Genomic DNA, 26,818 nt, shown 5'->3' on the forward strand with positions numbered 1-26,818 from the left:
CTTACTCCGCAATATCATTTTCTTGTGCGTCGCCAACGGCGTTGGCAATCGCTACATAGCTTTCTAGGCTAACGTTTTCTGGTCTAATGCCCGGGTCTAAGCCCAGTGCTTCCAAACCCTCGCTGCTAATTAAGCCCTTGAGCGTATTGCGCAAGGTCTTGCGGCGCTGGTTAAAGGCGTCGCGAACCACTCTCTGCAATAGTTTAACGTCGTTGGCTGGGTAGGGAAGCTCAGTGTAGGGCGTTAGCCGAACAATAGCGGATTGTACCTTAGGTTGGGGTGAAAAGGCTTCGGGCGGCACGGCAAATAGCGATTCAATTGCGCAGTAATACTGGGCCATGATGCTGAGGCGGCCGTAAGTTTTGCTGCCTGGCCCTGCGGCAAGGCGGTCTACCACTTCTTTTTGCAGCATAAAATGCATGTCGCTGATGCAGTCATGGGCGCTGAGCAAGTGGAATATCAAGGGCGTGGAGATGTTATAAGGCAGATTGCCGACCACGCGCAGTTTTTCTGCGCCCGCTAGTGCGCCAATATTAAATTTTAGGGCGTCGCCTTCGTGAATTTTGAAGTTGTCGCGACTAGAAAATTTATCCGCCAAAATTTGCACAAGATCGCGGTCGATCTCAATGACGTCGAGCTGGCAATCGGTGTCGAGGATCGAGGCGGTAATTGCCCCTTGGCCGGGTCCGATTTCCAGTAAACGCTGACCCGCGAGAGGTGAAACCGCGCGCACAATGCCGCGAATGATGCCTTGGTCGTGCAGAAAGTTTTGACCGAAGCGCTTGCGCGCGCGGTGTGGAGCTGGGGATTGCATTAAAGGTGTTTCCTACTGTGCCTAGTCATGGCAATGGCGCTGCGCAGTGCAGCTTCAAAACTGCCGGCGTCGGCCTTGCCGCTACCAGCTAAATCAAGGGCGGTGCCGTGGTCTACCGAGCTGCGAATAATCGGCAGCCCTAGGGTGATGTTCACCGCGCGGCCAAAGCCTTGGTATTTTAGTACCGGCAGGCCCTGGTCGTGGTACATCGCCAATACTGCATCGCACTTTGCGAGATGGCGAGGAGTGAAGGCGGTGTCGGCGGGCATTGGCCCCTCGAGCTGCCAGCCCCGCTGGCGCAGGGCGTTGAGGCAGGGAATAATGGTGTCGATTTCTTCGCGGCCCATATGGCCGCCTTCGCCAGCGTGGGGATTCAGGCCCAGTACCAGTATGCGCGGCCGCTCGCAGCCAAATTGGCTTTGCAGGGCGCTGTGAAGAATCTCCGTTACGCGTTGCAGAGTGGCGGCGGTAATGGCGGCGGGCACGGCGCTCAGGGGCAGGTGAGTGGTCACCAGTGCCACCCTCAGCTCTTCGGTAGCCAGCATCATTACCACTTTGTCGACCGCGCAGCGCTCGGCGAGAAATTCGGTGTGACCGCTAAAGGCGATGCCGGCGTCGTTGATAACGGATTTCTGCACGGGGCCGGTAACCAGTGCTTGGCATTGATTTGCTAGGCAGGCATCGGTGGCTTGGCGCAGGGTGTCGAGCACATAGGCGGCATTTGCGGTGTCGAGCCGACCTGGCAGCGCGGGTTGGCGCAGAGCAATGTCGACGACTCGTAGCTGGCCGCTGCGGTGAGGCTGAACGGGTGCGTTAAGGTCGCAGGGCAGGCATTGCAGAGGCAGGCCAATGGCGGCGGCGCGCTGCATTAGCAGCGCCGGATCGGCAAAGGCCACGAGTTCGACGTCGTAGTTTTCTTGCGCAAGTTTAACGAGGAGTTCTGGGCCGACCCCAGCGGGTTCGCCGGGGGTGATCGCAATGCGGCTTGGCATCAAATTTTGATGTCGACAAAGGCCTCGCTGCGAATTTTGCGCAGCCAGATGTCCAGTTCGTCGGCATATTTGCGTTCGTGAATAATATTGCGAGCAATCTGTTTGCGCATGTCTTTGGTCACGTCTTGGTTGCGACGCTCAATGACTTTAATAACATGCCAGCCGTAGTCAGAGGCAACCGGCTCGTGAATTTCTCCGGGCGACGTTTCGTCCATGGCTTTTTGGAACTGGGGAACGAGCTGGCCGGGCGTAGTCCAACCGAGGTCGCCGCCTTCTTGGGCAGAACCGATATCTTCGGAATACTCTTTGGCAAGATCGCGGAAAGACTCGCCATTGAGGGCGCGCTGCCGAAGCTCTTTTGCTAGCGCTATTGTCTGTGCTTCGCTGCGAATGGCTGAGGGCTTGAGCAATATGTGGCTGGCGCGGGTCTGTTTAACCATTTGCTTCACGCCACGGCTTTCCAGCAGTTTAATAATGTGGAAACCGCTGGCGCTTTGAATTGGCTCTGATACGTCAAAGTCATTCATTTTGGCCGCAACTTTGGTAAACAATGACGGTAGTTCGGTACTTTTACGCCAACCTAAATCGCTGATGCTAATGGCGTCGGTGGCGTTATCTACGCTTTTACCCGCGCGCATTTTGGCGCTCAGGGCTTTGGCTTTAGCTTCTGCTTGCTGACGCTGAGCTGGGCTGGCGTCGGAGTCCACGGGAATTAATACGTGAGAGAAGTGATATTCGGGCGCGGTGCGCTGGCGGCCCTCTTCAGATTTGAGAAAACTCTGAATTTCTTGGTCGCTGATCTGAATGCGCTGGTTCACATTGCCCATCTGTACGCGCTGAAGGATCATTTCCTTGGCGATTTGCTCGCGCACGGCTAGGTAAGATGCGCCGCTGGCGGTTAAGGCCTGCTGGAATTGCGCCAAACTCATATTGTTATTGCCGGCAATCCGCGCGACAGCGCCATTGAGCTCTTCGTCTTCAATGCGCACGCCGTAACGGTTGGCTAATTGCATCTGGATGTTCTCCAGAATAAGCAGGTCGAGCACTTCCTTGCGGAGTTGGTCTGCCGGTGGCGCTTCTTTTCCGGAGCGCTCAATATTGGTCATGATAGTCTCAATACGAGTATCGAGTTCGCTGGCCAAAATAATATCGTCATCGACAATGGCGACAACTTTATCGAGCCACTTGGTTTCAGCTTGGGCCAGCGGTGCCAGCACAATCAGCAAGGTGGCAGTTAATACTTTGAGTAAACGCATATTATTCATCAGATAGGTAGCCAAAAATACTTTCCTTAAGAACACTGGTTACTGCGGTGCCAAGTCCACCCAGCCCTTTCAATTGAAATTCAATGAGTAGCGCCGAGTTGTTGTCGGTGCCACTGGTGTTAGACCCACTATTGTCGTCTGGTTCCAGCGCGCGCTGATAAACCACTCGACTCAGCCAACAACAATTTTGATACTCGGCGCCAATGAGGTTCTCTACAGGGCGATTGTCTTCAAAATCGTATTGGGTCTTGGCAAATAGTTTCCACTGGCTGTTTAGCGGCAAACTTATCGAGGCGTCACCCTGTTTGATATTGTTTTCCAGTCCGCCAAATTCATTGCCTTCACGGCGGAAGGTGTAGCCGATATTAAACAGTGCGCCATTATCGCTGCGCTGATGGTAGCCCAAATTGCTCTGATTAAGCACCCCTTGACGTGCATCATACAGAAGATCGACGCTGAACCAACGATTGTCGTCGGGCAGCAGGCGAAATTGTGCGGCATAGTCGGAGTTGCTACTTTTGCGAACTTCATCGCCGGGCAGTTGCACACGACCATCATCAAAATAGTGAAGTTGGCCAATGCTCGCGGTAAGTACCTCGCGGCCCGCTGCATTATTTATAAAACGACTGCTCACCCCAATGGCAATTTGATTGGCATCGTCGAGGCGGTCGTGGCCGGTAAAGCGGGTGTCGCGAAACAGTTGCTGGTAGGTAAAGGTGAGTGCAGCGCTGTCAAAGTCGGGTTGATCGCTTTGGTCTTCGTATTCGGAATAGCGATAAAACAGGCGGGGCTCAAGGGTTTGGGTCCAGTCTTGGTCGCTAATTTTGAGCTCGCGCTCAAAGTACAGCCCGCTGTCGACGCTGAACAAGGCGCTGCTGGCGCTGGGGTTGGCGTCGATGCCGGCGAGCTGGGCATCTTCAAGCTGGTAGTTGACGGTGCGGCTTTTTAACGCTGGCTCAACAAAGCCCCAGCGCCAGCGCATAGGAAAGCTGGCGCCAGCGGTGGCGTAAAGACGTTCACCTGTTATTTTGCTGCCGCCATCGCGCAGTTTGTCGCGGTGGTCAAACTGGGTGTATTCAAATTCAATACTGGGTTCTAGCTGGAAGTTTTTGGCTGGCGATTGGTAATCTAAACGCAGTTGCGGCAGTTTTTGGTAGGGGTCTTCAACGGCGGCGATGGTCTGGTAACGCTGAACTTCGAGGCGGCCAGTCCAATTGTCTGAGTTGTAATTTACCGCGCCCTGTTGATTTAAGTGGGTGCTGCGCTTAACTGCCAAATTCGCTAAGCCAAGGTCGGTAAAATAGTCGACGTCGCTAACCTTGGTGTAATCGACTTCTGTGTTCCAGTGATCATTAATAAAGCCCTGCTCTTTAACATCGAGCAGCCAGCGGTCGATGTTCTCGCTTTGGTCGTTGGGCAAATAACTGCTGCTGACCGCCCATTCGCTATAGGGGTTTAAGTAGCGCAGCTCGGTTTCCAGTGCTTCGCCGCGCTTTTCAATATAGCGCGGCGCGATAATAGCGTCGTAATTCGGTGCCAGATTAAGGTAAATAGGCGTAGAAATGTCGAGGCTATTATTCGCTAAGCCGATGGACGGGAATAAAAACCCTGTGGCGCGGCGGTCATCAACGGGAAAATTTAGGTAGGGGCTGTAAAATACTGGTACATCGTATACCCGAATACTGGTGCCCCGCGCCACACCGCGGCCACTGTCGTAATCTAAAACAATGCTGTCGGCGTGTAATGACCATGTTTCGTTGTCTGGCGTGCACTGGGTGTAGCTGGCGCCTTCCATTTCAAAGCGGCTGTAGTCTGGCCGAGCGATGCGTTCTGCGGTGCCGCGGGCGCCAGTTTGAAAACTTAATATTTCTGCTTGTTGGAGTTCACCGAGGCCGCGATTAGTATCAATTTGTGCAAATTGGCCGCGCAGCAGAATGCCGGGCTGGCGCAAAATAACATTGTCGCGTAACAACACTGTATTATTGCTACGGTCGTATTGGGCATAGCCGGCATCTAGGCTGAGATCGCCTTTGCGCAATTGCACATCGCCGGTCATGGTCGCTTTGGCGCCGATGGACTCGATCGTGTCGGCAGCGACATTGAGCGGTGCGCTAAGCGGCTTGCTGCCCGCGCCTTCCCAGTCTCTGGTGGGCTCAATGAATCGGCCCTGGCAGCCGGGGGTAAGGCCGCAGCGCGCGGCGTCGCTCAAATGGCTGTTGGGTACCCAGTGCCAGTGCTGGTAATAGGCCGGCAAATCACTAATGTCGGCGCTGAGCGGTGCCGTGAGGGTGTCGCTGCAGTTTTCTGGTGCGGCGGCTTGCGCTAGGCTGGTGTGGCTAGCAGCGGCGGCAAGAAAGCATAAAGTAAGTTGGCGAAACACTGGCATCAGTTAGTGATTTTATTCTGGCGATGGAGCCGATATTGGCGAAGGTGGATAATAAAGCATTCTCTGCTAGGATGCCCGCCTGTGTGTATAAAAGGCCAAAATACTGGCTTTTAACGGAAGCAAAAATGGATCATATACTAAAAGAACTCCACAGCTGGTGCTTGCAGCAGCTGTCGCTCGATGCGGCTGACGCGGCGAGCGAGTTGGTCGTGGTGTCTGGCGACGCCAGTTTCCGCAGCTATTATCGCTTGCCGCTTGCGGCGGGCGGCAGTGTGATTGCCGTGCACGCGCCGCCAGATAAAGAAGACAATTTAGCCTTTGCTACCGTGCAGGCACTGCTGCACAAGCACGGCGCGCGGGTGCCTGCTCTGCTGGGCTGGGATAAGCCGCGGGGCTTTTTACTGCAGGAAGATTTTGGCGATCAGCTGCTATGGCCTTTGTTGGTAAATAGCGCCGCGGCAGATCACTATTATCGTCAAGCCTTTGGCGTAATGCTGGCGATGCAGCGCATTCCTAATGACCAGCACAGCTTGCCCGAGTACGACGAAGCGCGCCTCACTGCGGAAATGAATTTGTTTTCCGAGTGGTTTGTGAGCGGTCTACTGGGTTATCAGCTTGACGCAGATGAGCTGGCGATGCTGCGCGGCGTGTTTGGCTTATTGAGCGCTCGTGCACTGGCGCAGTCGCAAGTCTTGGTGCATCGCGATTTTCATAGCCGCAATTTGATGGTGCTGGCGGATGAACGTTTGGGCATGATTGATTTTCAAGATGCGGTAGTGGGGCCAGTTAGCTACGATTTGGTGTCATTGATTCGCGATTGTTACGTCAGTTGGCCAGAGGAGCAGGTCGATGACTGGATAGAGGTCTATCGCCTCATGGCAATGCGAGTGGGCGTATTAAAGGCGGTGAGTGCCGAGGAGTTTCGTCAAGATGTGGATTGGATGGGCTTGCAGCGCCATATTAAGGTGCTGGGTATTTTCGCTCGCCTAAATTTGCGCGATGGCAAAACGGCTTATATGGCGGATCTACCTTTGGTGCTGGAATACACCTTGAGTATTGCTAGCCGCTACCCCGAATTTGATGAAATTCTCAGCTGGTTTGACCGTAAATTAATGCCGCTAATCTGTCAGCAGAGCTGGTTTAAGGACGACGAGTGAAAGCGATGATCTTGGCTGCAGGGCTGGGGACCCGGATGCGGCCCCTGACCGATCACTGCCCTAAGCCGCTGTTGCGGGCTGGCGGTCGCCCGCTTATCGATTTCCATTTAGCCAAGCTTGCCGCTGCTGGTGTGCGTGAGGTAGTGGTGAATTGCTCGTGGCTGGCCGAGCAAGTTCAAAGCTACCTTAGTTCGGCCAACTGTTATGGACTTGATATTCATTTATCCCGAGAAGCGCAGCCGCTGGAAACGGCGGGGGGCATAGTGCAAGCCCTGCCTTATTTAGACAGTGACGACGACGCACCATTTTTATTGGTCAATGGCGATGTCTGGACAGATATTGATTTTAGTCAGCTATTAAACTGCCAGCCGCAAGCGGCTCATCTTGTTCTGATTGCCAACCCGCCGCACCATCCTAACGGTGATTTTTCGCTGACAGAAGCCGGTTTGGTGACGGAGGACGACCTTGGGTCGCGCTATACCTTTTCGGGTATTAGTGTTTGGCGACCCTCGATGTTTCGCGGTTTGGCCCATGGACCGCGCGCGCTAAAACCACTAATGCAGAGCGCGATTGCCAGTGGCGGCCTCAGTGGTGAATTATTTACGGGCCACTGGTGGGACATTGGCACGCCCCAGCGTTTGGCTGATCTCGACGACTTTTTAAATGCGCCGCCGCAGGCTACTGATTCAGCGCCGAAAGTGCCGTAAAATACCGACTTTGTACTTATAGATACCGTAATGGTTTGCGCATTAAACTAGCGCCTCAATTTTGCAGGAATAAAAAATGGCAGATTACTGGATAGCCCCATCGATATTATCGGCAAACTTCGCCTGTTTAGGGGCGGAAGTCGACGCTGTGCTCGAGGCTGGCGCTGATATTGTTCACTTCGATGTAATGGATAATCACTACGTTCCTAATCTGACTATTGGGCCGATGGTCTGCAAGGCCTTGCGCAAGCACGGCGTAAAAGCGCCAATTGACGTACATTTGATGGTTTCGCCGGTGGATCGCATGATTGCCGATTTTGCCGAGGCAGGCGCCAGTATTATTACCTTCCACCCCGATGCCACAACCCATGTTGACCGCTCGCTGCAAATGATTCGCGACGCCGGATGCAAGGCGGGATTGGTGCTAAACCCTGCAGTAAGCCCCGACGTATTGAAATACGTTATGGATAAACTCGACATGATTTTACTGATGTCGGTTAACCCCGGCTTTGGTGGTCAGAGCTTTATTCCGTCTACTTTAGATAAAATCAAAGAAGTGCGGGCCTTGATCGACGCCTCTGGGCGGGATATTCGTCTTGAAGTAGATGGCGGTATCTCTGCTAAAAATATTGCTGAAGTGGCGGCTGCGGGGGCAGATACCTTTGTGGCTGGCTCGGCGATTTTTAATGGCGGCGACTACAGTGAAACAATTGAAAAAATGCGGAACGAATTAGCCAGCGTATGAAATTATTGCAAGACCTACTAGATGGCCGCGAGTTGCAGGCCATCTTATTTGATTTGGATGGCACGCTTATCGACAGTGTGCCAGATCTTGCTGCGGCGCTAGATGCGAGTCTAGAACAGCTTAATTATGTGCCCGCCGGTGTTAATCGGGTGCGGGGCTGGGTTGGTAATGGTGCCCGCAAGCTCGTGCAGCGCGGCTTGGCCTTTGCGCTCGAAGTGCCAGAAAAATCGCTAGATCCAAGTTTGATCGACCAGTTGCTCGCGGTGTTTTTTGAGCACTATGGCGAGCAGACCTGCGAGCAAACTGTGCTTTATTCTGGGGTGCGTGAAACACTAAGCCACTGGCATACCCAAGGCATTAAAATGGCTTGCGTTACCAATAAACCCGCGCGGTTTAGCGAACCCATTCTTGCGCATTTTGGTTTGCAGGAGTTTATGCCGGTTTTGGTTGGTGGTGACACGCTCGCGGTGCGTAAGCCCGATCCGGCGCCCTTGCTGCTGGCCTGCGAGCAGCTCGGCGTTGCCGCTGCCAATACCGTAATGGTTGGCGACTCAGTGAATGATGTTGCGGCCGCCAGAGCGGCGAATATGCCGGTAGCCTGTGTAAGCTATGGTTACAATCATGGCGCGCCGGTGGCAGATGCCAAGCCAGATATATTGGTTGATCGATTTATTGATTTATCTCCAGGGCTCCTTAGTCCGCTGTAATTCGCCGCACTTCTTGTGCGGGTTTACTCCTAATCGTTTTTTATATCGGTGCCTAGCGTGATCGGGCACTGATAATTTTGCTGATTTTGTCATTACCTTTTCGTACTGCATTTGGCTGCGGTCGATTTTTGCCTGTTTTGATTGTTGCTGGCTGGGGTGTGGGTGAAATAGGTAACGAAATTTATTGACCTCTGGCATTATATATCTCGTTGAAATAAAACAATATATTGTTTTATTTTCTTATTTCTTAGAAATTTGTTACTTTTCCCATTTTAAATTGTGTGTATTTTGGTATCATTAGGTCACCTAGTTAGAGTTTGTGCGCTAAAGCACGTGGTGTATCTAATGAAGAAATTGATAGCAGTAAGCGTTTTTTCAGTTTTGGGCTTAACGTCGGTAAATAGTTACGCCAATTGTGCTTTGGCTGCGGTTAAGAACGCACCAAGTTTGCCTTCGCTTGAAGCGAGCCAAAGTGCCGATGTCGCTGCGCTTAAATTAGAAGTAGAAACGTATTTAGATCATGCCTCTCAGCGTTTAGAGGCGTGTGGCGGATATTCAGAAGACTTTATTTATAATGTGGCTCTAACACGTTTAGAGCAAACGGCTGAACAATATAATGCTTTGGTTCGTCGCCACAACCAGATGCTGGTCTCTGCGAAGTAAATTTTTACCCCCTCCCTTTAGGTCTTTTTTGGGCGTGTTGCTGTAATGGCAATACGCCTTTTTTTATTGTTTAGAGCAAAGGCATAGCTGTACGTAACGCCCGCAAAAACTGGTCGGCACTTGCCGCGCTCATCGAATAGGGCTCGAACAGGCCCGATGCGGTATAAAGCAGGTTTAAGGGGCGCGAGAGTGCGGCTTTTGGTACCAGCCCCATTTCCCATTGAGAGTAGCTGCGCTTATCGATAGTGCTGTATGACAATAGCTCTAGGGCTTGGTGGCGTTTATCGCTGAGGATCTTGGCGTAGGTAGCATTGACCTGGCTGCGGCCGCCTTCAAGGCATTGCATAAAAAAATTGCCGTCAAAGCACAGTAGGCCAGTAATATTGGCTTCAGCATTCGCTTTTTTCGCACTTGCTAAAATTGCGGTTAAATCCTTTTCCTCAAAGGTTTCGGATACGGTGCTGGTATAAATCAGTTGAATCAGCGACATAAAATTTCGGCCTAATACGGTTTCTTCAACTGTAAGTGCTAGCGCTCCTATCCCCTATAGGGAACATTACTTAGCGTGGGCCGGTGGAGTGACGTCAAGCAGCTGCGCGGCATAATTCATAACGTGGAATATCAGGTTCTGTTCATTGCTGCCACTGACGAGGGCTGCGCCTGGACCAATGGCGTAAATGGCCACGTCTTCGCCAGAGTGGGTTTCGGCGGCTAGCGGAATTAAGGCCTCTTGATGAAAACCACTGCTCTGCGTGTCTACCTCATCTAGGTTATGGCGACCGGGCTGTATTTCTTGCTGATACGCGGTATCGGCATTGTTGTCGCTGCCTAAATTTTGAAAGCCGCGGCCGTTGCGATAGCCTAGGGTGGTGTAGGGCATGCCGTCGCTGGCTTGTGCGGGAATAGTGCTGCCCACTTCAATAACCTTGCCTAAAATAGGATTGCCGCGCTTGGGGTAGCCACTAATACTAAAGGCGTGGCCATGGTCGGCGGTAACAATAATAAGGGTGTCGTCGCGCTGGCTCAATGACACCGCAGTTGCTACAGCGTCGGCAAAGGCAATAGTTTCGTTTAAGGCATTAAAGGCATTGCCCGCGTGGTGGGCGTGATCGATGCGACCGCCTTCAACCATCAAAAAATAGCCTTTGGGATTTTTACTAAGGCGCTTAATGGCGGCGGCGGTCATCTCGGTCAGGGAGGGCTCGCCTTTGGCGCCGGTGTCGCGATCAGCTTCATATTCGAGATGCGAGGAGTCAAACAAGCCAAAAATGTGGCCCGTAGCCGAAGGATCTAAGGCCTGTAAATCAGCGGCGTTCTCTAAGTAGTGACCATCGGGGTATTGTTTTTGCCACTGTTCAATCAAGTTTTGGCCATCTAGGCGATTGCCCTTGCCGCTGGGATCGTCTTGGCTAATAAAACCACGGCGACCGCCCCCTAAGACCACCTCGATACCGTTGATATTGGCGCCGGGAATACGGGCTTTTAGGTTTTTTTCAAAGTGAATTAACTGGCTGGCGATGTCTTCGCAACCAGCTGCTTTTGCGTCGCTGGGTAGGCTGCTGTCATCTTCCCAGTCGCGGTCTGGGGATTTGGCGTAGGTTGCGGCGGGGGTGGCGTGTGTGATGCGTGCGGTAGACACAATGCCCGTTGATTTACCGGCCAGCTCTGCTAATTCTAGGGTGGTGACAACTTCGGTGCCGGCGAGGCTTTGGCAATTGCCAGAGTCAATACCTTCATCAACACCCAGTACGCCGGTGTCGGTTTTTAGGCCAGACATAATCGCGGTCATGGTGCCCGCTGAATCTGGGGTTTGGGCGTTGACGTTATAGGTTTTAGACAGGCCGGTGTAAGGGAATGATTCAAAGCTAAGGCTGTGTTCTTCGCCGCTGTGGCCTTGGCGCTGACCGGCGAGGATACGGGCTGCCGTGACGGTGGCGATGCTCATGCCGTCGCCTAAAAACAAAATAATATTGCGGGCCTGGCCGCGCTCAGCGTCACCCAAGGGCTTATTGGCGATGGCGTGTTCGGCGCTGCGATACCAGGTATTGTTCAAGGTGTTGGCAATGAGTGGGACGCCTTGGTATTTGTCGAGTGACGCTTGGTGTTGGCGGGTATCGGGTCCGGAAGCGGCCGACTGAGATGCGGCGCTCTGCTGGCAGGCGGACAATAATAGCGCGCTCAGTCCGGCAAGCAGGGGCATAATAAATGCGTATTTTTTGTGGGGCATGATTATTCCTAAGTTCATCTCAGTGGTAGACCACTATCTAGTTATTTAGTGCTTAACGGAAGTGCTGCGTTGCTTAATTTCGGCTAGCTTTTTTACGGAATACATATACACCACGGCTCTGCCAATTCCATATAAAAACCGCGATTTTAGTGTATTTAAGCCACTGTGGCGCTCGCGTCATCAATCTGTCTTAAAACTTCCGTATTAACGCAATCAAACTGTAAACAGCAGGCACTAGTCTTTCTGCCGGTAAGTGGGCGTTTATGCCACTGCGCAATATTTATCTGAGCCAGCCCAAGCACACCATACCGACATAGGAAATTTTAATTTCCAGACTAGGAGCCTTCAAATGCGTATTAAAACCACCATTTTGTTTGGGTTACTGCCCATTGCTATGGCGTCATATGCCACTGCCGCAGTATTACCCGCACATCAATCCAGCAATCTTTGGTATACCGATGCCGCCAGCATCACTGCCGCCAAAGCCGCGGCTGCCACCCCAGGTGCCAAAGCAAAAAATGTCATTTTATTTGTTGGCGACGGTATGGGTGTTTCGACACTAACCGCTGCGCGTATTTTGCAGGGCCAGGAGAACGGCCAACTCGGCGAGGAAGGCTATTTGAGTTTTGAAACCTTCCCCCATACGGCCTTGGTCAAAACATACAATGTCGACGCCCAAACCCCAGATTCAGCGGGCACCATGACCGCGATGATGTCTGGGGTGAAAAGTGATGCAGGTGTACTTGGCGTTTCTGAAAATATAGAGCGCGGCGTTTGCAGCACAGTCAGTGGTAACGAACTGATCACCGCCATTGAACTGGCCGAAATTAAAGGCATGGCGACGGGTATTGTGTCTACTGCGCGCATTACCCATGCAACCCCGGCGGCGGCTTACGCTAAATCAGCAGATCGCAACTGGGAAGATGACGGTGATATGCCCGCCGCCGCTAAAACAGCGGGCTGTGAAGATATCGCTTCGCAACTTGTCAACTTTGAACCCAATCTGGAAGCGCGTATTGCAGGGGCTGATGTCGACGGTCTCGACGTGGTAATGGGCGGCGGCCGCCGCAGTTTTTTACCAAAAGATGCCGCATTCAATAGCAATGATGCATTAAGCGCGGTGGAAGGGGATCGCACCGATGGTCGCGATCTCACCGCCGAGTGGAAAACCCGCTACCCAGCAGGGCGCTATGTGATTGACCAAGCTGGATTCGACGCGGTAGATACCAGCACCACCACCAAATTGTTCGGTTTGTTTAATGAGTCTCATATGCAGTACGAGGCGGATCGCGGTAACGATGTTGCTGGTGAACCGTCTTTGACCGAAATGACAAGCAAGGCAATTGCAATTCTTAAGCAAAATAATAATGGTTATTTATTGGTGGTGGAATCGGGTCGTATTGACCATGGCCATCACGCTGGCAGTGCTTACAGTGCGCTGACCGACACCATTGAACTTGCCAGTGCAGTACAAGCGGCTGTCGATGCCACTAATCCTGAAGAAACATTGATTTTGGTAACTGCCGATCACAGCCATGTTTTCACCATTGCCGGCTACCCCAAACGCGGTAACCCAATATTGGGTAAAGTTATTAACGTAGATGACACCAGCGCGGTCGCGGCAGACGGTATGCCCTATACCACCGTAGGGTATAGCAATGGTCTTGGTTTTCATGACTTAGGTACAGAAACCGATGCTGAGGCAGTTTACTCTGCGGGTATTCAGGCGGGTCGCGCTGATCTTAGCGGTGTTGATACCGAAGCATCTGGTTTTCATCAAGAGGCACTCGTGCCACTAGCGTCAGAAACCCATGCTGGTGAAGATATTAGCCTTCATGCGCGTGGCCCTGGCTCCCAATTTGTGCGCGGCGTTGTTGAGCAGAACCTTGTATTCCATGTGATTAACCAAGCCCTCGATCTGCTGGCCAGCGAATAAGGAGAAAGACCATGAAACAGTTTAAATTAGCAATTTTAAGTGCCGCGATCACTGGCCTTGCCGCTTGCGGCGGTGACGATGGCAGCAATGGCATAAACGGTATAGACGGCGCGAACGGCGTTAATAGCCTTATTACACAAACGCAACTTGCTGCAGGCGATAGCAACTGTCCTGGTGGCGGCATTCAGTTTGATAGCGGCCCAGATAGCAATGGCAATGGCAGCTTAGAAAGCAGCGAGATCACGGACACTAAATTTGCTTGCGAAGCCCACACGGCACCGGCGCAAACTGACCTTATTGCTCAGACTAAAAACAATGCTTGGTACACTGATGCACAGGCCCATGTTGCCTCTGTAAGCCAGCCAAACTTGAACCGTGGCGCCGCCAAAAATGTGATTTTATTTGTTGGTGATGGTATGGGCGTGTCTACGGTAACGGCAGCCCGTATTTTAGAAGGGCAGCTCAACGGCGAGCTTGGCGAAGATCACAATCTAAGCTTTGATATATTCCCATACAGCGGCCTGGCCAAAACTTATAATGTTGACGCGCAAACCCCCGATTCGGCAGGCACCATGACTGCTATTATGAGTGGTGTAAAAACGGATGTTGGCGTTATTGGCGTCAATGAAAATATTGTGCGCGGCGATTGCAGTACGGTTGCTGGTAATGAACTAGTGACCGCACTTGAGTTGGCTGAAATTGCGGGTAAATCCACGGGGGTGCTGTCTACTGCTCGTATTACCCACGCAACGCCAGCGGCAAGCTACGCCAAGTCTGCTGATCGCAACTGGGAAGACGATGGCGATATGCCCGCAGCGGCCAAATTGGCAGGTTGTGAAGATATTGCATTGCAGTTGGTCAATTTTGAAAGCAACCTGGAAGCCCGCATTGCGGGTATTAACGTGGATGGTATTGAGGTTGTGATGGGCGGTGGTCGTCGTAGTTTTTTGCCCAACGACGCCGCATTTAACAGCCCAGATGCGGTAAGTGCCATTGAGGGTGACCGCACTGACGGTCGCGACCTCACCGCGGAATGGCAAACTCGCTATCCTGCGGGTAATTATATTTTTGATAAAGCTGGCTTCAATGCAATCAATACCGAAACCACCACAAAACTGCTGGGCTTATTCAATGAGTCGCATATGCAATACGAGGCTGACCGCAAAAATGATGTGGCTGGGGAGCCTTCCTTACGTGATATGACCGCGAAGGCGATCAAGGTATTGGACAATAACAGCAGTGGTTACTTTTTGGTGGTCGAAGCTGGGCGTATTGATCACGCTCATCACGCGGGTAATGCCTACGGTGCTCTTACGGACACCGTTGAGCTATCAGAAGCTGTCGCTAAAGCTGTTGAACTGACCAATAGTGATGACACCCTCATAATCGTCACCGCTGACCACAGCCATGTATTCACCATTGCCGGTTACCCAAAACGCGGCAACCCAATTCTAGGTAAAGTGGTTGGTGTAGGCGCCAGTTCGCCAACACTCGCTGCAGATGGCATGCCTTATACAACATTGGGCTACACCAATGGTTTAGGTTTCCGCGATCTAGGCGACGAAACCGATGCGGATGAAGGCTATAACTATCCTATTGATACCGGGCGCCAAGATTTGTTGCTGGTCGACACCCAGTCACCGGGCTTTCATCAAGAGGCCTTGGTTCCGCTATTGTCAGAAACTCACGCCGGTGAAGACGTTGGTGTTTATGCTAAAGGTCCCGGGGCGGCGTTGCTTAGCGGCACGAATGAGCAAAACCTAATCTTCCATGTTATGGATTACGCGGCAGACCTTGTGAATTTGGCGAATAACAAGCAACTCGCACCGTAAAAATAGGTTTACCGCCTAATGGCGTCGGCAATTACCGACGCCATTTTTGTTTGTCAGCGCCATGTAGTCAGATTTAAGGATGTAAAACCGACATGATAGATACTGAAAAAGCCCGCCGTTGGCGATACCGTATTGTTGCCATTGCCGCTGTTGTCATGGGTGTTAGCCCATTCGCCTATAGCGCAAAAAATTGCGATGCCAATATGCCAGTTAGCGCGCAATATACTATTCGTATTCACACGGCTAAGACTCAGGCTAACACGGTCACCAATATGGGTTTGTGGCGCAGCGGGAATAGCGTTGCAGAGCAATACCCTGCAAAAAAAGTCACCGAAATATGGGAGCGAAATCACGTTAATACCATAAAGCTAAACCGCTATTTTGACGCCCATGAGCGTGGTATTGAATATGCCCCCAGCGATATTAAAGGCTTAAGAAATGATGATGACTGGAGCATGAAGCGCCAACTTATTGCTAATTCACTGCTTGCCAAAATGACGTTGAATAAAAAAATTGGCAAGGGCTGTGAGCGCGAAGAAATTTATACATTACACGACGATACTCAGCTCATTACACTCACATGGTTGCCCGCATCCCAGCTTGTAAAAAATTATCAGCGTGAGCTTAACGGCCAGCTCACGGTCTGGGCGCTGACGAATAAAAGTAGCGACAGTAAAATGATTAAGGCCTTCTTTGATAAGTATCTTAATTATCAAACAACCGATTACGCCGACATTGGCGACAGCGAATCGGACCCCTTCATACGAAAAATGATCAATCTCGGGTTTATTGACCACGGTAGTTCCGGTATCTACGACGCTCAGGGCAATGGCATTGGTAGCAGCCATAAGCATTAATGGTGAGCTGCGTCAGGGTTTGGATGGCGTCGTGATTAGGAATTACTGGCTGTATATTGACCCATATTGGTGCTTATGGTTGTTTTTGGTGCGATTTTTCGCACCCAATCGGCGCTATCGCCTCAGTTTAGCTCGCTTATAAGCCCTGTCAGCTAAGAATGCCGCGCTTGGCACGCTATGTGTATAGTGTCTTGTGTCCGCACTCTTGGTGGTATTGGACACGACACAAAAAATGGAAAGCTAGGGTTCCGGTTGCCGCACTAAGTCAGTGAGGGCAACGACTGGTCCGAGAGCTTTCGACCTTTAGAGTAAGCAGCTTGGCTGCAAAAAGGTTACACGGCGGGACAAAAGCCCGGGAGACGAACGGCGATATGCGCCAGGAGTGCTCTATGCAACTGTGTAAAACCTCTGGAGGTTCAACGATGAAGCGACTTTCCGCTTTACTGCTTACACTCACATTCTCTTCGTTTTCTGCTGCAGCTACCGATAGCTTTAAGGTGTGTTGGTCAATTTATGTTGGTTGGATGCCTTGGGGCTACGCCGCCGAGCAGAAAATTATGGATAAGTGGGCCAAAAAGTACGACCTCGATATTGAGGTAGTACAAATCAACGATTACATCGAATCCATTAACCAATATACCACGGGTGAATTTGCCGCCTGCGCCATGACCAATATGGATGCACTGACCATACCCGCTGCCGGTGGTGTCGATAGCACGGCCTTGATTGTTGGCGACTTTTCTAACGGCAATGACGGTGTAGTCTTAAAAGGCTCCGACAAACTCAAAGACATTAAAGGTCAGCGCGTAAATTTGGTTGAGCTGAGCGTTTCTCACTACCTGCTCGCTCGCGGTTTAGAGAGCGTGGGCATGAGCGAGTCAGACGTTACGGTGGTAAACACCTCCGACGCTGATATGGTTGCCGTGTTCCCCACCGCAGGCGTGACTTCAGTTGCTACTTGGAATCCGCTGCTCAGCGAAATTATGACTATGCCGGGCGCCAATAAGGTTTTTGATTCCTCGCAAATTCCAGGTGAAATAATCGACTTAATGGTTATTAACACCGAGGTCTTGAAAGCCAATCCGAAACTGGGCAAAGCATTGACCGGCGCATGGTATGAAATCATGGCCACCATGAGCGCCAAGGATAAAACCGGAATTACAGCGCGCACTACCATGGGTGTGGCATCGGGCACCGATTTAGCCGGTTACGAAGCCCAGTTGGCGAGTACCCAAATGTTTTACACGCCCGCAGAAGCAGTTGCCTTTACCAAGAGTGCGGCCTTAAAAACCACCATGAAGAATGTGGCGGAATTCTCCTTTGCCCACGGCTTGCTGGGTGACGGTGCACCCGACGCTGGCTTTATCGGCATTGAAACCCCATCTGGTGTTTATGGTAACAAAGCCAATATCAAATTCCGTTTTGACCCCAGCTATATGCAAATGGCGGCAGACGGCAAACTGTAAATCTCGCGTTTGACGAGATCACCCTCCAACAACAGGGAGGGAGACTAAGCCTGTAGATTACGGGTAACAACAATCAGGCGCAGGGATGCGCCTACCTTCAACCACCTTTCGCTTTGCCAACAGCGTATGCACTCGGGTTTAGCAAATTTATGAAACGACTGATCAATGTACGACCCAGTCGAGTATGGCGGATTGGTCTAGCCCTACTGCCTTTTGCAGTGATTTTACTGCTGTATATCTCGGCATCTGACGCGCGGCTTGCTGAAAACCCCCAAGACAAATTACTGCCGAGCTTCACCCAAATGGGCGATGCCATTAATCGCTTGGCCTTTGAACCCAGCAAGCGCAGCGGCGACTATTTGTTTTGGCAAGACACCCTAAGCAGTCTGCGCCGCTTGGGCATTGGTATGGCAATAGCCGCGTCTCTGGGTATGTTATTCGGTTTGCTGACCGGCGCCTTGCCGGTCGTCAATGCCAGCTTTGCACCGCTGCTTACCGTGGTATCGTTGGTGCCGCCAATGGCCTTGTTGCCAGTATTGTTTATCGTGTTTGGCTTGGGCGAGGTGTCTAAAGTCGCCTTGATCGCCATTGGTATTACCCCGTTTATCGCCCGCGATATTCAAAAGCGCAGCTTAGAAATTCCCCGTGAGCAACTCGTCAAAGCCCAAACCTTGGGTGCCAATAGTTGGCAAATTATTGTGCGGGTGTTAATTCCGCAATTGCTGCCGCGCTTGATAGATGCAGTGCGCTTGTCCTTGGGCTCGGCGTGGTTATTCCTAATTGCCGCTGAGGCCATCGCCTCGACTGACGGCTTGGGCTACCGCGTGTTTTTAGTGCGGCGCTATTTATCTATGGATGTGATTCTGCCCTATGTGGCGTGGATTGCCTTGCTGGCCTTTATTATCGATTACGCCCTCGCCAAACTCAGCGCCGTTGCCTTCCCTTGGCATGCCCAGCAGGAGGGCAAGTCATGATTGAAATTCGCAATGTTTGGAAACGCTTCGACGACAACATTATTTTGGAAAATATTTCGGCCACGGTAAAAGAAGGTGAGTTCGTTACCCTGGTTGGTGCCTCTGGCTGCGGTAAAAGCACTTTTTTGCGGATGCTACTGGGCACTGATTCGCCGTCGCAAGGCAGTATTTTGCTAGACGGCAAAGCAATACCGAGCGAACCCGATTCGGGTCGCGGTGTGGTATTTCAGCAGTACTCGGTTTTTCCGCACTTAACGGTATTGGAAAACGTGGTGATCGCCCGCGCCTTTGAGCGCAGCAGACTGGGCTTTTTATGGGGCGCAGCGAAGAAAACCGCGCGGGAAGAGGCTGCTGAACTGCTTAATATTGTTGGCTTAAGTCACATGTTGCATCGCTACCCAGATGAACTTTCTGGGGGCATGCGTCAGCGCTTGGCCATTGCTCAAGCCCTTATTTTAAAGCCGCGCATTTTATTATTAGACGAACCCTTTGGTGCCCTCGACCCCGGTATTCGCGCCGACATGCACGAGCTGGTTTTAAATTTGTGGCGCAAGCACAAACTCACCGTGTTTATGGTCACCCACGATCTAAAAGAAGGTTTTCACCTTGGCACCCGCCTGTGGGTATTCGACAAACTGCGGGTCGACCCACAGGCCCCCAATGCCTATGGCGCAGGTATTACCTACGACCTGCCGGTCGGCGCCTGCGAACCAGAATTACTTGAAGAAATAGACGGGAGTCTGTCTGCCAATAAGCAGGCGGAGGAAATATAGCAATGCAAAATTACACAACAGAATTAGCGCCAGGTGGCCACTGGTCACTGGAGCTGCGGCGGGGTACGCAACTGACCCTGCGGGATTTAAGCGGTGCTAGCAATGTAGGAATGTTGTTTTACAACCCCCGCAATTTACTGGAACGCTATAACGCCCCCGACACGCTCAAGTGCCAGCACACCTTTAAATTAACTCAGGGCCATTGCCTGTACTCGGATATGGGCAGAATTTTTGCATCAATTACCGCAGACAGTTTTGGCTGGCACGACACGGTGTGTGGTAATAGCCACGCCAGTCATATTGCCGAGAAATGGGGCGCGCGGGACTACCAAACTGACCGCAACGACTGGCACCAAAATGGCTACGATGCTTTTCTGGTCGAGCTGGCCAAATACGGTTTAGGCGCCGCAGACATGGCGGCTAATCTCAATTGGTTTAGCAAAGTGATGACCGACGCCGAGGGCAATTTGGCCTTGGCGCCGTCGGGCAGCAATATTGGCGACACGGTCACCCTGCGCTTTGAAATGGATACTTTGGTGCTACTGCATAGCTGCCCGCATCCCTATAGCAAGGCAGAGACATATCCCAAACACCGCATTGGTATCGAGCTTGGTTTGGCCGCCGCCGTTGCCGAGGATGACGAATGCCTAAACCACTGCCCAGAAAATGCGCGGGGTTTTGCCAATAACGCCCTGTATTACTTGGGCGCCTAAGGCGGAGGATTGAAGATGATTAAAACAAGTCAATTACAGGCCGACACCGCCGTATTTTCGATGACCGTCGGCGCAGGCGATTACTATCTTGGCAAAGTCAGCGCCGGACAAACTTTTCGGATTTTAGATTTAGAAGGCAACCAAGCCGCAGACACCTTGTTTTATAGCGCGGCGAATCCCAGTGAGCGCTATAGCGCGACCGATACCATTCGCGAACAGGGCAATGTCTACCTCACTGCTGGCTCAATTTTGCGCAGCAATGAAAACCGCGCCATGCTCGAAATTGTCGCCGACACCTGCGGGCGCCACGACACCCTGGGCGGCGCCTGCGCCACCGAGAGCAATACCGTGCGCTACGATTTAGAAAAGCGCTGCATGCACGCCTGCCGCGACAGCTGGATGCTGGCCATTGCCGAAAAGCCCGAGTACGGTTTAAGCAAACGCGACATCAGTCATAACATTAATTTCTTTATGAACGTGCCGGTAACCGAAGCGGGCGGACTGAGCTTTGCCGACGGTATTTCTGCGCCAGGCAAATACGTGGAGCTAAAAGCGCTGATGGATATCTATGTGCTGATCTCCAACTGCCCGCAATTAAACAACCCCTGCAACGCCTATAACCCAACGCCAATTGAATACCTCGTTTGGAATGCTTAAGCACAACGTCAGACGCCCGACGTCCGGCATCTGACTTTTTAAATCACTTCAGTGGACGGCCACTGTCGTAAAGTGCCACGGGACGGCCCGTAAAGGATTGCTATGTTCACTAAAGTCTTGATTGCCAATCGCGGCGCGATTGCCACACGGATTATTCGCAGCCTTAAAGAGCTCGATGTTATTGCGGTGGCGGTGTATGCCGAAGCCGATGCGCGCAGCATGCATGTGCGCAATGCCGATGAAGCCTATAGCCTTGGCGAGGGTGGCGCCGCCGAAACGTATCTCGACGCCGCTAAAATTTTAGCCATTGCCAAAGCCTGTGGCGCCGAGGCTATTCATCCAGGCTACGGATTTCTCAGCGAAAACGCCGGTTTTGTCGCGGCCTGCGAAGCCGCCAATATCGCCTTTATTGGCCCAACTGCCGAGCAAATGCAAAGCTTTGGTCTAAAGCACCGCGCGCGGGATATTGCCGAAGGCGTGGGTGTACCACTACCGCCAGGCACCGGCTTATTGGCCGACCTTGAAACGGCAGTTAGCGAAGCGGCGGCCATTGGCTACCCCATTATTCTTAAGAGCACCGCAGGCGGCGGCGGTATTGGTATGCAGATCTGCCATAGCGAAGCCGAGCTACGCGGCAGTTTTGATAAAGTAAAAAAACTCGGCAGCAATAATTTTGCCGACGACAGTGTGTTTCTAGAGAAATTTATTGCCCGCGCGCGGCATATCGAAGTGCAGGTTTTTGGCGACGGCGAAGGTCAGGTGGTGGCCATCGGCGAGCGGGATTGCTCTGCCCAGCGCCGCAACCAAAAAGTGGTAGAAGAATGTCCCGCGCCTAATTTACCCGACAGCGTGCGCCAGCGCTTGTATTCACTTTCCGAAAAATTATTGGCCGCGGTGAACTACCGCAATGCGGGCACCGTAGAATTTATTTACGACCCCGACACCGAGCAATTTTATTTTTTAGAAGTGAATACCCGCCTGCAAGTAGAGCACGGCGTGACCGAAGCGGTGTGGGGCGTAGACTTAGTTAAGTGGATGCTGATGCAAGCCAGCGGCGATTTACCCGAGTTAGATCAGCTGCGCAGCGGCTTATCTGCCAAGGGCCACGCCGTGCAAGTGCGGGTGTATGCAGAAGACCCTTACAAGCAGTTTCAACCTTGCGCAGGGCTGCTGAGCAAGGTCGCGTTTCCGGTGGCTGACGGTTTGCGTATTGACCATTGGCTAGACAGCGGCTTAGAAGTGTCGCCGTATTTTGACCCCATGCTGGCCAAAGTTATTTTCCATGGCGACAACCGCGAAGCGGCGCTTGCGGGCTTGCGCACCGCGCTGGCCGACACCGAACTCTACGGCATTGTCACCAACCGCGATTATTTGCGCGCCTTGCTCAACGACAGCGTGCTAATCAGCGGCCAGCTTACTACTCGCTATTTAAATGATTTTAGCTGGCAGCCACGGCGTATAGATGTGGTGCAAGCCGGCACCCAAACCACCGTGCAGGACTACCCCGCAAGGCTGGGCTACTGGAATGTTGGTGTGCCGCCGTCCGGCCCCTTCGACAGCTATTCCTTCCGTATGGCCAATTGTGTATTGGGCAATGATCCTCGCGCAGCGGGTTTGGAAATCACCCTGCAGGGCCCAAGCTTATTATTTAGTGTGGATACTCAGGTGGTGATTGGCGGCGCCGAAATTCCGGTAACAATTGATGGCCAGCCCCTTAGCTGTCAGCATTTTTGTGCAGATACCCACGTCATAGATCCTAAGGGCGAAGCAGCCTCGGCGCTGTGGCAGGTTATTAATATTAAAGCGGGGCAAACCTTGGCCTTGGGTCGCATTGTGGCCGGTGCGCGCGCCTATTTGGCGGTGGCGGGGGGAATTCAATGCCCCGAATATTTAGGCTCGCGGTCTACCTTCACCTTGGGTCAGTTTGGTGGTCACAGTGGTCGCGCGCTGCGGGTTGGCGATGTGTTATCGCTGTGTGAAGCGGCGCCAAACAATAGCGTTGCGCCGCGGCCATTGCCAAATGTTCTTAAACCAGCGATTGGTAACAACTGGGAATTGCGGGTGATTTACGGCCCCCACGGCGCGCCAGACTTTTTTACCGATGACGATATTAACGAATTTTTTGCGGCGAGCTGGGAAGTGCACTACAACTCGAGTCGCACCGGTGTGCGTTTGATTGGCCCCAAGCCAAGCTGGGCGCGGAGCAGCGGCGGCGAAGCCGGTATGCACCCGTCGAATATTCACGACAATGCCTATGCCTTTGGCACCGTCGATTTTACCGGTGATATGCCGGTTATTCTCGGCCCCGACGGCCCCTCACTGGGGGGCTTTGTTTGCCCCGCCACGGTAATTACCGCCGATCTCTGGAAGCTCGGCCAGCTCCGCGCTGGTGACAAAATCCGTTTTGTGGCGGTGAGTGTGAACGACGCTGTGGCCGCCGAGAAATTTCAGCGCCTGACCTTAAGCGATATGTCGCCACCTGGCCCCGATGCCTACCCCTTGACGACTTTGCCATCGCCTATAGTGCGGCAGCTAAGTGCCGACGAGGTTGGCGATGATGTGGTTTACCGCGTTGCTGGTGATCATTTTTTACTGGTGGAATACGGCGCCCAAGAACTGGATATTCGCCTGCGCTTTCGCGCCCACGCCTTAATGCAGTATTTGCAGCAAAACCCAATTGCCGGCGTAATCGAGCTCACACCTGGCATACGCTCGCTGCAACTGCACTACGATTCCATGAAAATTAGCTTGGCTGCAGTGCTAGATAAATTAGTGGCGGCAGAAGCGTATTTGTCTAAGCAACTGGAACACCTCAATGTGCCGTCGCGCACAGTGTATTTACCGCTGAGCTGGGACGATGCCGCCTGCCAATTGGCCATTGAAAAATACCAGCAATCGGTGCGTGAAAATGCACCGTGGTGCCCAAGCAATTTAGAGTTTATTCGTCGCATAAATGGCCTCGACGATATCGCAGCGGTGAAGGATATTGTCTTTAACGCGGCGTATTTGGTAATGGGCTTGGGCGATGTGTATTTAGGCGCGCCAGTGGCAACGCCGGTTGATCCGCGCCATCGTCTGGTTACCACCAAATACAATCCAGCGCGCACCTGGACCGCCGAAAACTCGGTGGGTATCGGCGGTTCCTATCTCTGTGTATACGGTATGGAAGGTCCTGGCGGCTACCAATTTATTGGCCGTACCCTGCAAATGTGGAATCGCTACCGGCGCACCGCCGAATTTACCGAACCTTATTTGCTGCGCTTCTTTGATCAAATTCGTTTCTACGAGGTTGAGCAAGACGAGCTGCTGCAAATCCGTAATGACTTCCCGCTGGGTAAATACCCCCTGCGGATTGAAGAGGGTGAATTTTCGCTTGCAGACTATCAAAGCATGTTGCAAGAAAATGGCGATGAGATTGCCAGTCACAACGCTAAGCGCGAGCAGGCCTTTGCCGAGGAGTTAGCGCGCTGGCATGCCGATGGCCAATTTCATTACCAAGCGCCGGAGATTGTCGACAATGTTGATATCGTGACCTTGGCCGAGGGCGAAATTCCCGTCGACAGCTCAGTGGCGGGCAGTGTCTGGCAGCTGTTGGTAGCAGAGGGCGATATTGTTAAAGAAGGGCAGCCGCTGCTGCTCTTGGAATCCATGAAAATGGAAATTGCGATACTTGCTCCCGAGGCCGGTCGTGTAAAAAAACAATTATTGCGTGAAGGTGCCCGCGTAAGTGCCGGCCAATCTCTGCTGATTTTGGAGGCAGTATCATGAGTATCACTTCTTCTTTAAGTTTGACGGATCTCCGCGCCCAATATTTGAGCGGCAGTCTGACGCCGCGCGAGGTATTTGCGACCATTGGCGAGCGCATCGAACAGTATCGCGAACACAATATTTGGATTCACACCCTAACGGCGGCAGAGTTAGAAACTTATTTTTTAAAACTGGAACAAGCGGATATACGCGCGCTGCCGCTATACGGAATTCCCTTCGCCATTAAAGATAATATCGATTTGGCGGGGGTGCCGACGACCGCAGCCTGCCCAGAATTTAGCTATATACCAGAACGCTCCGCCTTTGTGGTGCAGCGCTTAATTGATGCTGGCGCGATTCCGGTGGGCAAAAGTAACCTCGATCAATTTGCGACTGGCTTGGTTGGCGTGCGTTCGCCCTATGGCGCCTGTAAAAACAGCTTTGATCCGAGCATGGTCAGCGGTGGCTCCAGTGCCGGTTCGGCGGCTTCGGTTGCCTTGGGCATGGCCAGCTTTTCATTGGGCACAGATACCGCTGGCTCAGGTCGAGTACCCGCCTGCTTCAATAATTTAGTTGGCGTCAAACCCAGCATTGGTTTGCTGTCGGCCAGCGGCATGTTGCCCGCTTGCCGCTCTTTGGATTGCATCACCATTTTTGCCCTGCACTGCGACGATGCCAATACACTGTTGGCCGTCGCCGAGGGTGAAGATGCCAGCGATGCCTATAGCCGCGTAAATCCCTTTGCTAATCAGGCGCGGCATTACGGCGCGTGGCAGGGTGCGCTGCGAATCGGCGTATTGCCAGCAGATCAGCTCGCCTTTTTTGGTCACAGCGATTACCAAGCTAGCTACGAGGAAACGATCACCGCCTTAAAAGAACAAGGTGTAGAAATTATCGAAGTGGACTTTGCGCCCTTTATAGAAGCGGCGCGGCTACTCTACGAAGGGCCGTGGGTTGCAGAGCGCTATATTGCAACTACGCCGATGATTCAAGACAATCCCGAGGCCATGCTGCCGGTTATTCAAACCATTATCGGTGGCGGCGCTAAGAGTTCGGCGGTAGACGCCTTCCAAGCTCAGTACCGTTTAAAAGCCCTGCGCAAAGCCGCAACCTCGGTGTTGGCGTCGGTAGATTGTTTATTAAGCCCAACCGCAGGTCGGCCCTATAGCATCGACGCCGTAAACGCCGACCCCATAAAGCTGAATAGCAATCTTGGCTACTACACCAATTACATGAACCTCTTCGATCTGGCGGGGGTGGCAGTGCCGACCGGTTTCACGGCGAGCGGTTTCCCCTTTGGTGTAACCTTAATTGGCGAGGCCTTTACCGATCGTCGCCTGCTGTCGATCGCCAATCGCATACAGCAGTACTTCCAATTGCCGCTGGGCAAAGATCAAGGCGCCTTCCAGCCGACTACGGCGAGCCCTGTTGCCAATCAGCAGCGCATAGCCGTGGCAGTGTGCGGCGCTCACTTACAAGGTCAGCCACTAAATTGGCAGCTCACCGAGCGCGGAGGCTACCTGCTTGAAAAAACCACATCGGCGCCAAATTACAAACTCTATGCGCTGGCTGGCGGCCCACCGTTTAGGCCAGGCATGGTGGTAGCACCAGCGGGAGAAGGCCAAGCCATCGAAGTAGAAGTGTGGTCGCTACCCGCCAGCGAGTTCGGCAGCTTTGTAGCGGGCATTCCTGCGCCTTTGGGTATAGGTAAAGTCGCGCTGGCAGACGGCAGCGAGGTGAGTGGTTTTATCTGCGAAGCCTCTGGGTTGGCGGGGGCAGAAGACATTAGCCATTTAGGCGCTTGGCGAGCCTATTTGGCATCAAAATAGATCGCAATTATTTTTTGAATACACTATCCGCTTGCTATACAGGCGGATAGTCACACTAACGCCGCGCCTCACATATCCTCTCACCCAAACCATCATTCTGAATTTCATACGTCTTCACTCAGAGCGTCATGCATTGATATTCTGAATGCACTCGCAGGTATTCTGAATGCACTCGCAGGTATTCTGAACGCAACCCCCCGTCATTCTGAACGCAACCCCCCGTCATTCTGAACTTGATTCAGAATCCAATACCACTGCACCAACAAACCCCTACCTTACACGTATAACCCCTGATTCTGCGTCATTATGAGCGCTGCGCGTCGTCATCATGAGCGTCAAGCGTCGTCATGCCGAACGTCACGCGTCGTCAT

The 26,818-nt window shown here is 52.5% G+C and carries 21 protein-coding genes and 1 riboswitch; of the genes, 15 read left to right on the top strand and 6 right to left on the bottom strand.

Annotated features, from left to right (window positions below):
- Position 1: 1 nt before the first annotated feature.
- From rsmA to P1U47_RS03000, 4 genes are read right to left on the bottom strand one after another with little or no spacing between them, the layout of a single operon-like run.
- Positions 2 to 814: a 16S rRNA (adenine(1518)-N(6)/adenine(1519)-N(6))-dimethyltransferase RsmA gene (rsmA, locus tag P1U47_RS02985; RefSeq protein WP_301027067.1), complete on the bottom strand. Its 813-nt coding sequence runs from the start codon at positions 812 to 814 to the stop codon at positions 2 to 4.
- A complete protein-coding gene (pdxA, locus tag P1U47_RS02990) occupies positions 814 to 1,806 on the bottom strand; it encodes a 4-hydroxythreonine-4-phosphate dehydrogenase PdxA (RefSeq protein WP_301027069.1) in 993 nt (330 codons plus the stop codon). The genes rsmA and pdxA overlap by 1 nt, the downstream gene beginning before the upstream one ends.
- Positions 1,806 to 3,086: a peptidylprolyl isomerase gene (locus P1U47_RS02995; RefSeq protein ID WP_301027070.1), complete on the bottom strand. Its 1,281-nt coding sequence runs from the start codon at positions 3,084 to 3,086 to the stop codon at positions 1,806 to 1,808. The genes pdxA and P1U47_RS02995 overlap by 1 nt, the downstream gene beginning before the upstream one ends.
- Positions 3,064 to 5,457, bottom strand: a complete 2,394-nt coding sequence (locus P1U47_RS03000; RefSeq protein WP_301027071.1) for an LPS-assembly protein LptD — start codon at positions 5,455 to 5,457, stop codon at positions 3,064 to 3,066. The genes P1U47_RS02995 and P1U47_RS03000 overlap by 23 nt, the downstream gene beginning before the upstream one ends.
- 125 nt (positions 5,458 to 5,582) lie before the next feature.
- On the opposite strand from P1U47_RS03000, the gene P1U47_RS03005 reads away from it, so the two are divergent.
- The 5 genes from P1U47_RS03005 (at position 5,583) to P1U47_RS03025 (ending at position 9,436) form a co-directional block, all read left to right on the top strand.
- Positions 5,583 to 6,614, top strand: coding sequence for a phosphotransferase (locus P1U47_RS03005; RefSeq protein WP_301027072.1), 1,032 nt, complete (start codon positions 5,583 to 5,585; stop codon positions 6,612 to 6,614).
- Complete coding sequence (gene murU / locus P1U47_RS03010; RefSeq protein ID WP_301027073.1) at positions 6,611 to 7,321, top strand: N-acetylmuramate alpha-1-phosphate uridylyltransferase MurU; 711 nt, start codon at positions 6,611 to 6,613, stop codon at positions 7,319 to 7,321. The genes P1U47_RS03005 and murU overlap by 4 nt, the downstream gene beginning before the upstream one ends.
- 76 nt (positions 7,322 to 7,397) lie before the next feature.
- Positions 7,398 to 8,066, top strand: coding sequence for a ribulose-phosphate 3-epimerase (gene rpe / locus P1U47_RS03015; RefSeq protein ID WP_301027074.1), 669 nt, complete (start codon positions 7,398 to 7,400; stop codon positions 8,064 to 8,066).
- On the top strand, positions 8,063 to 8,773 hold the full coding sequence (locus P1U47_RS03020) for a phosphoglycolate phosphatase (protein WP_301027075.1): 711 nt from the start codon (positions 8,063 to 8,065) through the stop codon (positions 8,771 to 8,773). The genes rpe and P1U47_RS03020 overlap by 4 nt, the downstream gene beginning before the upstream one ends.
- A gap of 345 nt (positions 8,774 to 9,118) precedes the next feature.
- Positions 9,119 to 9,436 carry a hypothetical protein gene (locus P1U47_RS03025; RefSeq protein ID WP_301027076.1) on the top strand — a complete coding sequence of 106 codons (318 nt, stop codon included), beginning with the start codon at positions 9,119 to 9,121 and terminating at the stop codon, positions 9,434 to 9,436.
- A gap of 70 nt (positions 9,437 to 9,506) precedes the next feature.
- On the opposite strand, the gene P1U47_RS03030 is transcribed toward P1U47_RS03025, so the two are convergent.
- Both P1U47_RS03030 and P1U47_RS03035 read right to left on the bottom strand, forming a co-directional pair.
- Positions 9,507 to 9,926 (bottom strand): BLUF domain-containing protein, encoded by a 420-nt coding sequence (locus tag P1U47_RS03030; protein ID WP_301027078.1) that lies wholly within the window; start codon positions 9,924 to 9,926, stop codon positions 9,507 to 9,509.
- Between the two features lie 66 nt (positions 9,927 to 9,992).
- Positions 9,993 to 11,663: an alkaline phosphatase gene (locus tag P1U47_RS03035; RefSeq protein WP_301027079.1), complete on the bottom strand. Its 1,671-nt coding sequence runs from the start codon at positions 11,661 to 11,663 to the stop codon at positions 9,993 to 9,995.
- Positions 11,664 to 12,012: 349 nt separating this feature from the next.
- Between P1U47_RS03035 and P1U47_RS03040 the strand changes: the two genes are divergently transcribed.
- The 10 genes from P1U47_RS03040 (at position 12,013) to atzF (ending at position 26,447) form a co-directional block, all read left to right on the top strand.
- Positions 12,013 to 13,599, top strand: coding sequence for an alkaline phosphatase (locus tag P1U47_RS03040; RefSeq protein WP_301027080.1), 1,587 nt, complete (start codon positions 12,013 to 12,015; stop codon positions 13,597 to 13,599).
- Positions 13,600 to 13,610: 11 nt separating this feature from the next.
- Entirely contained in the window at positions 13,611 to 15,431 is a 1,821-nt protein-coding gene (locus tag P1U47_RS03045) for an alkaline phosphatase (RefSeq protein ID WP_301027081.1), read from the top strand.
- 92 nt (positions 15,432 to 15,523) lie between these two features.
- Positions 15,524 to 16,288: a hypothetical protein gene (locus tag P1U47_RS03050; RefSeq protein ID WP_301027082.1), complete on the top strand. Its 765-nt coding sequence runs from the start codon at positions 15,524 to 15,526 to the stop codon at positions 16,286 to 16,288.
- A 229-nt stretch (positions 16,289 to 16,517) separates the two neighbouring features.
- Positions 16,518 to 16,649: riboswitch (guanidine-I (ykkC/yxkD leader) on the top strand.
- Positions 16,650 to 16,710: 61 nt separating this feature from the next.
- Entirely contained in the window at positions 16,711 to 17,754 is a 1,044-nt protein-coding gene (locus tag P1U47_RS03055) for a putative urea ABC transporter substrate-binding protein (protein WP_301027083.1), read from the top strand.
- Between the two features lie 149 nt (positions 17,755 to 17,903).
- The gene (locus tag P1U47_RS03060; RefSeq protein WP_008248478.1) at positions 17,904 to 18,728 is read left to right on the top strand and encodes an ABC transporter permease; all 825 of its coding nucleotides are present in this window, start codon (positions 17,904 to 17,906) and stop codon (positions 18,726 to 18,728) included.
- Entirely contained in the window at positions 18,725 to 19,501 is a 777-nt protein-coding gene (locus P1U47_RS03065) for an ABC transporter ATP-binding protein (protein ID WP_301027084.1), read from the top strand. Before P1U47_RS03060 ends, P1U47_RS03065 begins: the two co-directional genes overlap by 4 nt.
- A 2-nt stretch (positions 19,502 to 19,503) precedes the next feature.
- The gene (locus P1U47_RS03070) at positions 19,504 to 20,214 is read left to right on the top strand and encodes an urea amidolyase associated protein UAAP1 (RefSeq protein ID WP_301027086.1); all 711 of its coding nucleotides are present in this window, start codon (positions 19,504 to 19,506) and stop codon (positions 20,212 to 20,214) included.
- A gap of 15 nt (positions 20,215 to 20,229) precedes the next feature.
- On the top strand, positions 20,230 to 20,871 hold the full coding sequence (locus P1U47_RS03075; protein ID WP_301027087.1) for an urea amidolyase associated protein UAAP2: 642 nt from the start codon (positions 20,230 to 20,232) through the stop codon (positions 20,869 to 20,871).
- 102 nt (positions 20,872 to 20,973) lie between these two features.
- The gene (gene uca, locus P1U47_RS03080) at positions 20,974 to 24,639 is read left to right on the top strand and encodes an urea carboxylase (protein WP_301027088.1); all 3,666 of its coding nucleotides are present in this window, start codon (positions 20,974 to 20,976) and stop codon (positions 24,637 to 24,639) included.
- Positions 24,636 to 26,447 (top strand): allophanate hydrolase, encoded by a 1,812-nt coding sequence (gene atzF / locus P1U47_RS03085; protein ID WP_301027089.1) that lies wholly within the window; start codon positions 24,636 to 24,638, stop codon positions 26,445 to 26,447. The genes uca and atzF overlap by 4 nt, the downstream gene beginning before the upstream one ends.
- Positions 26,448 to 26,818 lie beyond the last annotated feature (371 nt).

Origin of the sequence: Zhongshania sp. (genome assembly GCF_029212375.1) — a bacterium.
In the GTDB taxonomy this organism is placed as follows: Bacteria; Pseudomonadota; Gammaproteobacteria; order Pseudomonadales; family Spongiibacteraceae; genus Spongiibacter.